The following is a 12636-nucleotide window of genomic DNA, read 5'->3' as shown; positions in this document are numbered from 1 at the left end:
GCAACTCACAATGATAAAGATACTTTTACAATTTCCAGAAATCACCTTGCTTGTAGGTAAAATATGCTAATCACCACCAGAGATACCTAAGATGACCGATAACCTATCCCTGCCTAACATCCAAGAAACCGATACCCTGCTGTCAGACCTCCTTCAAGAGGTGCAAAAGTGGGAAGGAACGCTAGCTGGAGGGACAAAACTTGGTACAGGTGCAGCAGCCGTTGAGAGTCTATTGAAAACTCAGGTCAGCTTTGGCAATCCGCAAGATAGGTTGACCTTACTTACAGAGGAAACATTTAAAGAAAGTGGGACTGAATTAATTGGCATTTATAAACAGCAGATGCAGACTCAGTATGATTTTTATTACATGACACTAACAGTGGATTTGCGTCCCCAACCCGGCGCTCAATTCAGGCGGTTAATCTGTCAGCTCGATTTCCATCCCAAAGGTAGTAACGAGCCAATTATTCAGAGCATTTTTCCCAATCAGCAGTGGCGAACTGTGATGAATTTTGGGGTTGGTATGGACATCGGGCTAAATGGAAACCTCGAATGGAGTGCTGGAGTAGACAGCGCTTGGCTAGGTGAACTTACAAATCTGCTTCCGGGTGAGCTAAAAACCAATGCAGCAAATAAGAATGAACTCAAAGCATTTCTAGCGCTTCCTGAATATAAATACGAACTGAGTCATGCTGAGGTTACTGCCGTAGGTGACGGGAGTTCCACTTGTTATTGGCGCATCCAAAACGAGGAAATTCAAAAAGTCGGAACAGCAAAATTTGCAGTAGTTTTCAAAGTGCCTAAAGGAACAGAATCGATTAATTTGCGAGGGATTGCCTGGGCCGAACCCAATATGAAGTGGCTGACTGCCGATGTGCGTGATGTGTTTAGCGAATTATCAGATCGCTTCAAGAATCTACTGCGGCGTAAAGATGAAGCTGCGATTCAGTTTGCTCGAATTGCAAATAAAGAATGGTCGCTAATTCTACCAAAGGCAACTACTAAAGGCTAGAAAATCAGGTACTAATTCACTATTATATCATAAATATCAATGACAAAAGCTTACTGGACTTATCGAATTCGTGTTGCCAACTACGAGCGCGTGCAGGTACAAAAATGGAATGATAAACATGAACCATTCGGTGAACCATCTGGAATATTCCGATATCAAGATAAGCTAGCAGAGATTACACCAATGCTAGCAACTGCACGCAATGATGAGTTGCAGAGTCCCAGTCAAACACGAGCGATCGGAGAAGTTTTGTTTGAGATCCTATTTGATGATAGGCTGCTTCAAGACTTTGTGAATTTTTATCACCTGGTTGTGCAGCAGGAAAAGCAACTGTTGCGAGTAGAATTGGACATTGATGAACAGGGAATGCCTGAGATTGCTGCACTTCCTTGGGAGTTCATGTGCGTGCCTGCACGAGCAAATTTAGGCACAATTTGGCTCGGAACGGTTCCAGATTTGGCATTCTCTCGCCGTCGATCGCAGTGGATTCCAGCCGCTCCAATTCAGTTACAAAAAGATGAAAAGCTGAGGATTGCACTGGCGATTTCTGCACCTCAAGATCCAGATTTATCTTCAGTCGCTTACGAACCAGTGCAAGAGGCTTTGGAAAAACTCGCGCTAGAACTAGCAGATAGAGTAGAATTATTGCCAATCCTCAAGTCAGCTAATCCTGAAACGGTGGATGCAGTTTTGGCAAAAAAGCCGCATATTTTCCACTTTATCGGTCACGGGCGTTTGGTAAACGAAAATAATCGGGAAATAGGGCAAATTGCGTTTGTTGACCCAGCGTTTGAGGAAGCGATGTGGGTTGATGCCGATTACTTCAGCGAACTGTTTAATCAACACCGACCTGGTGTAGTGATGCTGCAAGCTTGTGAAGGAGGAATGCTGTCTGCATCCCAGGCTTTTGTAGGTGTGGCCTCCAGGGTGGTTCAGCAAAATATTCCCGTGGTTGTAGCAATGCAGTATCAAGTGACTAATATTACTGCCAGTCGATTTTCTCGCCAGTTTTATCAAAAGTTAGCGCAAGGAGATCCGGTGGATATTGCAGCTCAATATGGACGACGGGCGATCGCTTTGGGCCCAACACAATGTCATAAACGGGATTTTGCTACCCCTGTCATCTTTATGCGCGTGCAAGATGGCTATCTATTCAAACGTGACGATAAATCGAACAACAGTAACAATCTAGAAGAGTTTCCAACCCAGTTACAAGTCACTAGACAGCAGCAGAAATTACCTATAATTTCTACTCCCAGGCAAGGGATAGAGGGTTTGGAGGAACAACAAAATACCAAGTTGATTATCCCATCAATTCCGGGAACTCAAGCCTTTGAATTTATAACGGTGACAATAGATGCTCAAGGTGAAAAGATTAGTAGTTATCCAAAGCAGACTCAATGCCTTATCGAAGATTTAGGGAATGGGGTAATGTTAGAAATGGTTGTTATTCCGGGAGGAGAATTTTTAATGGGTTCATCGGAATCTGAAGGCAAGCGATACACTAATGAAAGACCTCAACATTCAGTTACAGTTAAACCATTTCTGATGAGTAAGACACCAATTACACAAGCACAATGGAGAGAAATTGCTTGTGTAAAAGAAGAAGTCCATCAAAAGCTCAAACTTCGTCCCTCAAACTTAGGAGGAAAAAAACATCCAGTTACTAATGTTTCTTGGTATGATGCCATTGAGTTTTGCGATCGGTTATCTCAAAAAATAGGTCACGAGTATCGTCTTCCTAGCGAAGCAGAGTGGGAATACGCCTGTCGTGCTGGAACTACAACTCCTTTTCACTTTGGCGAAACGATTACTAGCAACTTAGCTAATTACGATGGTAGCTATGTCTATGCCTCTGAACCTAAAGGTATCTATTTACAGAAAACAACTCCTGTAGGTTATTTCAAGATTTCCAATAACTTTGGACTATTTGATCTGCATGGCAACGTATTGGAATGGTGTTTAGATAGCTGGCATAAAAGTTATGATGGTGCACCTACCAATGGAGATGAATGGCTAGATGGTAGCGAAAATCAAACTCATGTAATCCGTGGTGGTTCGTGGCGTAATGAACCCTTACGATGTCGTTCTGCCAGCCGCTGGTACAATAATACCAACAAACCATCTCAAAATATTGGTTTCAGGATTGTTCGCTCTTTATAGCTGACTATATTCCAATATGTTTTTATGTCGTTACTATTCCTAAGCTATCTCATCTTCATCTATATATGCGTCGATTAAGGTTGTATCATCTGATTTTCTTCGTTCTGCTACTTTAGTTCTGTGGTATTCGTAGGCTTGAGGTACTCTTTCACATTTTTCAATCGTCAAAGTCCCAGTCTCTCGCTCAAGTTCTTGTACAATTTGCTCAATTTCATTGAATGAAACCCTAAAAAACTCTCTTCTTTCATTTTCTATATTCACTCTTCTATCATAAAACTGCTCATGAAAATGCTGTATTGTGGCTGAAGCATCGTCTGAAACAATCTTATAATGAATATCAAAGGGGAATGGAACGTAAGGATTCATGGTTCTGATATATACATCTGGGTCACTATTCTTCGTCATAAATATCCTATATACATCTCGTCCGAGAGAACCAATATTTGAAATGACATAAATGTAACCAGACTTGAGCATTCTGGAATATGAAATAACTTTTTCTTTAGCTTTTTCTTTATCTGTTTGAGCTTGAGAAAGCCCCTCTTTAAGATATTTACTTTGACTCTCATATTCTTCTGGCTGTAAACCAGCAACTTTTTTCTTTTCTAGACCTACAAGCTCTTCTTGATATTGCCTTTCTCTTTGCTCAGCTTCTTCAGCTTCTTGTTGCGCCTTTTCCATTTTTATGCGCTCTTTTTTTTCTTGTGCCATCTGTTCTTTGATTGCTCTTTCTCTTGCTTTTTCTTTCTCTTTTATATATTCTAATTCATACTCGATATCTAGCTGTATCAATTTAAGACTTAAATACTCTTCGGAAATCTTACAGTCTATTTTTTGCAAATACCTATTAATCTTGTCACAATAGTTATTTATCTTCTGCTTTAAATTGTCAAGGTTTTTATATGTAACTTCTTTGCAAACATACTTGCACTGTTCTTCAAATACAAATTCTATCATTTTTAAGAGGTTTTTTATCATTTTTTTACCTTCATTTTCTCCTTGTTTACCTTCTCCTATACTCCAGGGAGTATTAGAAATAAAAGCTTCGTTATTGCGTTGCATTTTTAGCTGTCTTTTTTCAACGTCTCCTAATTGTTGTAGATAATCTCCAGACTTTATAAAATCATATTTTGGTTCGTAAGCCTCTATAGATATCAAATACTCTTTAGCCTCAAGTTCACGCAGTTTAGATTGTAAGTTTTTGATAGATGTTCTTATGGCTTCCTGTTGTACATCCAGTTCTTGTAGCTCGTTTTGTTTTAACTGAATGTTTGAATCTAGTTGCTTTTCTGTTTCTTCCCTGGAAGTTAAACTCTGATACTTACTCAGAGCCTGTCTAAGCGAATCCCGATCGTGTCGCATTTGGATAAACGCTATAGTCAGGTAGATTATTAATGATATACCAACCAAGGCTACTATCGTGGTTAACAGAAGAGGTGTTGACAACATTTGACTCAATATTTTTACTTATGCGTTATTAACCTAGTTTACAGGATATTCAGTTCTGGGGCAAGCGTTACAGATAGGCGATCGCATTTACCAATCTTGGCATGGTATAATATCTATCTTCGATTCCCATCGACAACTCATGAAAACAGACACCATTTTCTACAGCCTGTTTCAAGAATTTCCCAGCTTCTTCTTTGAACTAATCGATCGCCCTCCAGACGAAGCCGCCGCCTATGAATTCACCTCCCGCGAAATCAAACAACTCGCATTCCGCATCGATGGGTTATTTCTGCCCACAACCGAAGCACCGGAAAAACCATTTTACTTGGCGGAAGTTCAGTTTCAACCAGATCCCGACTTGTACTACCGCATCTTTGGCGAACTCTTTCTCTATCTGCGACAATACAAACCCCTCAATCCTTGGCGCGTGGTTGTCATCTATCCCAGCCGCCGCATCGAACACGAACAGATGCTGCAATTTCAGGAACTCCTAACCAGTCAGCGGGTACAACGGATTTACCTCGATGAATTGCCAGAAGCCGCAGATCGATCGCTGGGAGTGAAAGTTGTTAAACTGGTAATCGAGCCAGCAGAGACAGCAGCAGAACAAGCACGGCAGTCGATCGCAATGGCTCGACAGCAGTTGTCCGATCCAACCATTCTACGCGATTTAATCAGCCTCATCGAAACAATTATTGTCTACAAACTCCCCCAGAAAAGCCGCGAGGAAATTGCCGCCATGTTGAATTTAAGCGAACTCAGACAAACCAGATTTTATCAAGAAGTCAAGCAAGAAGGTTTAGAAGAAGGACTCGAACAAGGACTCGAACAAGGTGAGCAGCAGGCGAAGTTAGAAGCCATTCGTCGCACGATAGGGTTGGGGATAAATTTAGAGACGATCGCGCAATTATTAGATTTGTCTCTCGAATTTGTTGGGCAAACAATTCACAAAATCCAACGCGAATCGATGTCACTCCCCGAACAAAATATCGACTCATTTATCGAACTATTAACTCAGCAGCGATCGCTCTTCGGGGCCGAACAATTAACCGAACTAGCGCAGCTAATCGAACCCTTATCCGATGAGATTGATCTCCTTTCAGAAGCTATTTCATCCTGGGCTGAAAATTACCCTTCAATTCAGGAAGCTCAAGCCAAACTGCTCGAACCACTACCGCCGGCTAAGGCATCAGAAAAAGCAGCAGTCAGCGGAGAAAGTAGCGAATCTCAAATTGGCGATCGCCTCAACAAACAAGCTCTCAAAAATGCCATTTCATTGTAGCGCGATATTCGATAATATTGTAGGGAAACGGCACTGCCGTCTCCTAATTTCTAATAAACAGAATAGTCTGAGCCCCGACTTCTTCAAGAAGTCGGGGCTCAGACAGTGAAAAAGTTGAGATTACTTTCTAGTTTAGTCGGCGGGAGTGAGGGAAACTAACAGAGTGATGCTGTCAACGCCGATGACATAAACAGTGTCTCCGGGTGTGAGGGTGATTTGGCGATCGCACCGTGCGGGCCACCAGCTACCTTGGAAGCGGACGCGACCTGTTTGATTCGGGTAAATCGATTCATCGACGACTGCTTCTTCGTTGAAGTAGTGAAAATTGGTATTGATGTAGTTGTCGATTAACATATTATTGGCTGTGCTGTAGGTGTGAATAGAAAAAATAGAACCGAAAGCTTTTGCTAAATTGAACATTTTATTGACTCCTTTTGTGTTAAAATATAGGGAATTTTTAGATGCTATTTCTGCTATTTAAAAGGCTGCATTTCCTGTTTTTAGATGCTCTGAATTAGTCGGCGGGAGCGAGGGAAACTAACAGAGTGATGCTGTCAACGCCGATGACATAAACAGTGTCTCCCGGTGTGAGGGTGATTTGGCGATCGCACCGTGCGGGCCACCAGCTACCTTGAAAGCGGACGCGACCTGTTTGATTCGGGTAAATCGATTCATCGACGACTGCTTCTTCGTTGAAGTAGTGAAAATTGGTGTTGACGTAATTTTTGATTAACATATTGTTGGCGGGGTTGTATCCTTGAGTAGAGAAGATCGAGCCGAAAGCTTTTATTACGTTGAACATGATATTTACTCCTGTTGTGTTAAAATATATGGATGTGTAATTGTCTGTTTATGCTATTTGAGAGGCTGCATTTCCTGGTTGAGATTGATTAATTTCCCAGATATTTCATTGTTCTTGTCTGGGGTGCTTCCATCCGGATCAAAAACCAAAACTTTTTGATTTTTTTGGGGGATTTGAGCGGCGGTTGCGGGGAGTCTAAATTGAGTAATTCCGAGGTATTGAATTAAGGATTTAGCTGTCGATTAGTTGCTGGGATTTGTCTCACTGGTAGATGTTGTTAGCTACATTAGCGCTTGGCTGATTCCGCATTACTGCTGCTGTGAAAATGTTTTATTTTTGGGTTTGATGATTTTTTGAATCGGTTGTGACTCGCTTGCTTTACACTTACTAATTTATAAAAAGTCGAAGGTATGTGGTGCGATCGCCATTCCACTTTCCGTCTCTGGTACTGGCACAGGACAGTAAGCAACGGCAAAACAACGATTAATCAATAGTTTGAGGCTAATATTTTGGCTGGTGGTTGTGCCAATTTAGCAAAGTGGACTACCGCAGGCTGTGAACTCTGAACTTACGCAATCTCTGTAGCCCCATCAGGAAGATCCATATATATCTAGTCCATCACTGACACCATCTCCAGTAAAGTACCCGTTATGGGTTTGTAGTGACGAATGCAAGTGCGATCGAGTCTGATGAGGTAGAAGTTTTTGATGAATGCAGGTCGATCGCACCCTGCAATCGAGTCTGAGACGCATAATCTCTATATGTAGGGTGTGCACTGCGCACCGCGAATCCTATAAGTAGCGTACAAAACCACTTTTTAGCTTTAGCCCTGTAATCGCAATTATGGAACAAGTCGAAATTAAAATCAATTCATAAATTCAGAATCTTAAATTCATAAAAGTCATACTTATAAAAAACTTTCTCGATACTGCATAATTGTTACAGGAATTCTGAATAAAATTTTAGCTAACTGAGACAAACCGAACTTAAATTTAAGCGACTGCGGCAAATCTTGCACGGAAACTTCTACAAAACCAAAGCGAGTATAAAATGCTGCAAGTCGCGTCCCCAAACATTCTAAGTATAGTGGTTTTGTAGCCTGTTGAATTAAATGTTTTGTGAGATAAATGCCCAAACCGCGATCGCGCCAATCCTTCGCCACCACCAAACTACCCAACTCTTGCGCGCCGGAAAAGTTTCGCAACTGTCCGCAAGCAGCCAATTTTCCCTCACATTCAATAAGCCAGAATTGCTCCCAGCGCAACTGAGTAGGATCGAGTTTGGCACTCCAGACTAACTTTCTAATTGATTTGATATCTTGCTCCGACGCTTGGCGTAGAACGCATTCTGACGGTAAAGAAACAGAACTTGCAATCATGAGTTATAGCTGGAAACTACAGCAGCGATTCGTTTGAAAATGCGAAAAACTTCGTAAAGTTCGTTTCCGGGGTTCCGAATATCAAACAACTTAGATAAAGCATACTGCGGTGTATCTTGTTTAGTCACTTTGATGAATCGGAAACTGCTGCCATTGGTCAGAAGCCCAAACGTTGGTTGTTCTGAATTTGGGTCATTCAGCATATAAGATAGTAATTGAGGAAGTCCAGCTTCAACGGAATATTGCGATCGCTTGGCTTCGATCGCCACGATCCAAAAAGATTGCAGCAATAATAGGACATCTATGCTGCCCCTAACAATTATATCTTCATCTTCGACAATCAGTTCAACAGATTTTTCACATTCTATGTGAAAGGGAGTCAGGAAAAAATCTGCTACAAATAGCAAAGGAGCTAGTACCACCATTTTTACAGTATCTTCTAGGAAAGGGAATGAGGTACTGTTGATATAGCCTGCTTTTACTTTGTCGAGTGATCGCTTTTCTGCGTCCCCGATTTCTGGCAAATCATCAATCCATTCTCGGAAGAATTGCTCGTCTTCAGACAACTGTAGATTAAATTTAGTTTGAACATCACCCAATGTGAGTGTTTTTGCTTGAATGCTTTGTGTCATAGTTTTTTGTAGCTCTTAGCTAGTTGTAACTTATTGTAGCATATCAATTGGCGATCGCCCCCAGCAACACCTCCGCGCCAAACCGCACCGGATCGGTACAAGGCAATCGCGTTTGTGCTTGAATTTCAGCTATTGCTAACAGCGCATCTGCCTCATTTAAGTGATGAGTGTTAAGGGCGATCGCGCTCACTTTGGCCCCAACAAAAGCACCCGCAGCCGCAGCCACCATTTCGTACAATTCAACCACTTTCGACAAACTCGGAATCGATACGTGCGGGTGATGGCGAAGGTGAATTTGTCCGGCTCGGTGCGCTAAAATTAAGTGAGTTGGCTGCGTACCACGCAACAGCGGCAGAGTCGCCGTCGAACCCGGATGCAGTAGCGAACCTTGCCCTTCTACGTGCAGAATATCGCATTCAGAACCCAATTTTATCACCGCTTGTTCCACTGCACCGGCGGCAAAATCAACTCGCACTGCATCCAAAGCAATGCCTTCATTTCCAATCATTAAACCCGTTTGTCCAGTTGCTAAAAATTTGGAACGCAAACCCCGCTGCAAACAAGTGCGATTGAGTTCCAAACTGGTTGACATTTTGCCAACGCTCATATCTGTACCGACAGTTAACACGCGGCGACAGCTTAATTTAGCAGCGGCCGCAGAGGCGATCGCCCCGATATTTTCCGGTTCCTGACGCACGTCCCAAATCCATTGATTTTCGGTTAACGGAACCGTTATCAAAGGTGCAAGTTTCGCGTGCAAACCGTTGACAACCGACAAGCCTGCTGCTACCGCTTGATTAATTTCTGGCAACCATTCCGGGGGCAAAACACCGCCAGATGGAGCGATACCAATTAGCAGAATATCCGGCACAAATTGCAGTGCTTCTGCAACGGAAGCAACAATCGGTACTTGTTGAGGAATGCCAGTTAATTCAGACAAAGATTTTCCTGTACATTGGCGGTCAATTACTGCTACAATTTGTGCTGCGCTGTAGCGCAAAAATGCTAAGCCTGTTTTGCCGGAATAGCCGAGAATTCCCTCGTGCAGCAAGATAGCAACTTTGCCATTTTTGATAGGATAGTTTTGAGTCATTGGTTCACTTTTAAGCTCGGATTGTAGATTGTAGATTAAATCTACAATCTACAATTGATTATTCGCTATGATTTGCGATTACTGGTTTAAAGCATTCGGATCTTCTCCCAATTCTCGCAATCTGGCCTCTAATCGCGAGGCTCGCTGTTGAGCAGCTTCTGCTTGCTGTTGAGCAGCTTCCGCTTGCTGTTGAGCAGCTTCCTCCGGTAACAGAATTAGATTGCCAGACTCGTCGTAGAAACGCGCCCAGACTGCTGTTTCTCGATCGACAATTCCTTCCCAAGTACCCAACCAAAAACCTAGGGTTTCGCACCACAGCCAACCCCGCTCGTCGGGCACTAACGGCTGATAGCGCAGGTTGGCATCTAAACGCCATCCCTGCAAAGAATTCGGATCGAAAGGATCGAATACAAAGTAATCAGGCGTTCTAAAAACCTGCTCGTAAATATCCTTTTTTTTGCCTGTATCCTGATTAGCCGTTGACGGCGACAGCAGTTCCACAATGACATCCGGGTAACGTCCGTTTTCTTCCCAGACTACCCAACCTTGTCGGGAAGTATTGCCGTCAACACCCAATACAGCGAAAAAATCCGGCCCTCTAAAATCCTGATTCCGAACCTGTTTAACGCTGTAATAAATAAACATATTACCACCGACAAAAAAATCGTTCCGGTGAGCTAAACCTTGTTCTAAGGAACGGATTAAAACAGTCATTGCTATACGGTGGCGGTTGCTTTCCATTTCTGCACCATCATCAAAAATTAAATCAGTCGGCGGCTTGTGTTCTTCAAAGAAAAGCTTGGCTTCTCGATCGATTCCCTGTCCAATTGATTCTACTGGTATCATACTATCTCCAGATTTATTTTTATCTGTCAACTGTCAACTGTCAACTGTCAACTGTCAACTGTCAACTGTTTAACGATACTTTTATTCTACAATGTCAATTCGCCGCACTCCCAATCCCGATCGCCCGTTTGGCACCAAACACCCATTTTCTATGCTTGCACCCGTGAAAGGATCGTCGATTAAATTTAAGTGACTGTCCAAATCCAAGTAATCAGCGAGGGGCGAAAGTTGTGCGGCTGCGGTATTGGCGATCGCACTATCGGAATAGCAGCCGAACATCACTTGCAAATTGCAGGCTTTTGCTGCGTGAATCATCCGCATAGCTTCGCTCAATCCGCCGGATTTCATCATTTTGATATTGATGCCGTGGACGCATTGTGCTAACTTCGGTATATCCGAACTATTAAAACAACTTTCATCAGCAAAAATTGGCAGCGGTGATTGACGGTAAAGTTCTGCGAATTCAGCCAAATCTGCTACTGGTGACAGCGGCTGTTCGACATAATTTATGTTATATTTTTCCAGCCAGCGACACATTTCGATCGCGCCCTTTAAACTCCAGCCACCGTTAGCATCAACACTGATTTGAATGTTAGCTGGGGCTTCGTCTAACACTGCGATTAACATAGCTTTGTCGGCTTCAATTCCTTCGGGATTGCCCAATTTAATTTTGACGGCGCGGTATTGGATGCTGGCGGGCTCTGTCGCATTTTTGCCAAACCAATCGCGCACTCTGTCTCTCGCTCCAGACGGCGAATTTATGCCGATGGTGACGGATGTGGGGACGATGCGCGATCGATCTAATCCCCACATTTTCCACAGCGGCAAGCCTGTTTTTTTGCCCAGCCAGTCGTGGATTGCCATGTCGATGCCGGCGCGGGCGGCGGAGGGTAACTCGACTTCGATGAAGATTTGTTCGACTTTTTGGCGATCGCACGGAGTAAACTTTTCTAGTAGTGGTGCAACTTTCTGCAAAGCTACTAGCAGACTCTCGGTAGTTTGTGGCTTAGCACCTGTAGAAAAGGGCGATGATTCTCCCCAACCTTCGATACCTTCATGGGCTAATTTGACCCACAAATTCGTACTTTGGGATGTTGTACCGCGACTGATGGTAAGCGCAAACCGCTTGCGGACAGTGAAGGTTTCTATTTTAAGCTGCATGATTAGTTATAAGTAGTGGATGGCAGTTCATTCAGTTGACAGTTGACAGTTGATAGTTGATAGGGGCGGTGCCAAGAGTGCCCGCCCTCTCAGTTGACTTTAAACCAATTATTTCTGATCAAAAAAACTTTTACTATTTTACTAAAAATTTGTAAAAAAACCAATTGCCAATTGTAGATTGTGGCATAATTATAGGTAGTGTAAAATGCGTAGTAAATCATAAAATACCACAAAATATTATGACAATTTACTTTTACAGCACTCGCAGCGAATACGGTAGTTTCTCTAATTTTTCCCGTCACGGATTCGAGTTAGACGGAGAACACTGGCCGACTACCGAACATTATTTTCAAGCACAAAAGTTTCCCCAAACGGAACACTGCGACCAAATTCGCCAAGCAAAAACGCCGAAAGATGCTGCGAAGATGGGGCGCGAGCGCTCTCGTCCCCTGCGCAAAGATTGGGAACAAGTCAAAGACGATACCATGCGAAAAGCTGTACTCCGCAAATTTGAAACTCATGCCGATATTCGCGAAATTTTACTCGCTACTGGCGAAGAGGAAATTGTCGAAAATGCACCGGGAGATTATTATTGGGGTTGTGGGAAAGATGGCAGCGGCAAAAATATGTTGGGACAGATTTTAATGGAAGTGCGAGAGATTTTGCGAAAAGGCACTTCATTCAGTTGACAGTTGACAGTTGACAGTTGACAGCGACCTCTACCTAAAAGGAAGAGGATTGGAGTAATGAATAGTTTTCTTTTAATTTCTCGCCTTTAAGGGAGAGGCTTTAAACCAATTCTTTCTGGTAAAACACAA

At 42.9% G+C, this 12636-nt stretch carries 12 protein-coding genes; 4 read left to right on the top strand and 8 right to left on the bottom strand.

The window, feature by feature from the left end:
* Window positions 1-91: 91 nt before the first annotated feature.
* Both QUB66_RS11510 and QUB66_RS11505 read left to right on the top strand, forming a co-directional pair.
* Complete coding sequence (locus tag QUB66_RS11510) at window positions 92-1012, top strand: hypothetical protein (protein ID WP_332967739.1); 921 nt, start codon at window positions 92-94, stop codon at window positions 1010-1012.
* A 39-nt stretch (window positions 1013-1051) separates the two neighbouring features.
* Window positions 1052-3175 carry an SUMF1/EgtB/PvdO family nonheme iron enzyme gene (locus tag QUB66_RS11505; RefSeq protein WP_332967741.1) on the top strand — a complete coding sequence of 708 codons (2124 nt, stop codon included), beginning with the start codon at window positions 1052-1054 and terminating at the stop codon, window positions 3173-3175.
* A gap of 39 nt (window positions 3176-3214) precedes the next feature.
* On the opposite strand, the gene QUB66_RS11500 is transcribed toward QUB66_RS11505, so the two are convergent.
* Window positions 3215-4537: a DUF4041 domain-containing protein gene (locus QUB66_RS11500; protein ID WP_332967743.1), complete on the bottom strand. Its 1323-nt coding sequence runs from the start codon at window positions 4535-4537 to the stop codon at window positions 3215-3217.
* A gap of 226 nt (window positions 4538-4763) precedes the next feature.
* Between QUB66_RS11500 and QUB66_RS11495 the strand changes: the two genes are divergently transcribed.
* Window positions 4764-5906 carry an Rpn family recombination-promoting nuclease/putative transposase gene (locus tag QUB66_RS11495; protein WP_332967745.1) on the top strand — a complete coding sequence of 381 codons (1143 nt, stop codon included), beginning with the start codon at window positions 4764-4766 and terminating at the stop codon, window positions 5904-5906.
* 132 nt (window positions 5907-6038) lie between these two features.
* Here QUB66_RS11495 and QUB66_RS11490 read toward each other — a convergent pair whose 3' ends face one another.
* From QUB66_RS11490 to QUB66_RS11460, 7 genes are all read right to left on the bottom strand, one after another.
* A complete protein-coding gene (locus QUB66_RS11490) occupies window positions 6039-6326 on the bottom strand; it encodes an NfeD family protein (protein WP_265234400.1) in 288 nt (95 codons plus the stop codon).
* 94 nt (window positions 6327-6420) lie between these two features.
* The gene (locus tag QUB66_RS11485) at window positions 6421-6708 is read right to left on the bottom strand and encodes an NfeD family protein (protein WP_332967747.1); all 288 of its coding nucleotides are present in this window, start codon (window positions 6706-6708) and stop codon (window positions 6421-6423) included.
* A gap of 907 nt (window positions 6709-7615) precedes the next feature.
* On the bottom strand, window positions 7616-8086 hold the full coding sequence (locus QUB66_RS11480) for a GNAT family N-acetyltransferase (protein ID WP_332967749.1): 471 nt from the start codon (window positions 8084-8086) through the stop codon (window positions 7616-7618).
* Complete coding sequence (locus tag QUB66_RS11475) at window positions 8083-8718, bottom strand: type I restriction endonuclease (protein ID WP_332967750.1); 636 nt, start codon at window positions 8716-8718, stop codon at window positions 8083-8085. Before QUB66_RS11475 ends, QUB66_RS11480 begins: the two co-directional genes overlap by 4 nt.
* Before the next feature lie 43 nt (window positions 8719-8761).
* On the bottom strand, window positions 8762-9811 hold the full coding sequence (locus QUB66_RS11470) for a DUF1611 domain-containing protein (RefSeq protein ID WP_332967752.1): 1050 nt from the start codon (window positions 9809-9811) through the stop codon (window positions 8762-8764).
* 78 nt (window positions 9812-9889) lie between these two features.
* On the bottom strand, window positions 9890-10657 hold the full coding sequence (locus QUB66_RS11465; RefSeq protein WP_265234404.1) for a Uma2 family endonuclease: 768 nt from the start codon (window positions 10655-10657) through the stop codon (window positions 9890-9892).
* Between the two features lie 81 nt (window positions 10658-10738).
* Entirely contained in the window at window positions 10739-11818 is a 1080-nt protein-coding gene (locus tag QUB66_RS11460) for a dipeptide epimerase (protein ID WP_265234405.1), read from the bottom strand.
* Window positions 11819-12057: 239 nt separating this feature from the next.
* Between QUB66_RS11460 and QUB66_RS11455 the strand changes: the two genes are divergently transcribed.
* Window positions 12058-12507, top strand: coding sequence for an NADAR family protein (locus tag QUB66_RS11455; RefSeq protein ID WP_332967755.1), 450 nt, complete (start codon window positions 12058-12060; stop codon window positions 12505-12507).
* Window positions 12508-12636: the final 129 nt, after the last annotated feature.

This window comes from Microcoleus sp. A2-C3 (genome assembly GCF_036706065.1).
Lineage (GTDB): Bacteria > Cyanobacteriota > Cyanobacteriia > Cyanobacteriales > Microcoleaceae > Microcoleus.
This window is presented reverse-complemented; position numbering and strand designations above follow the sequence as displayed.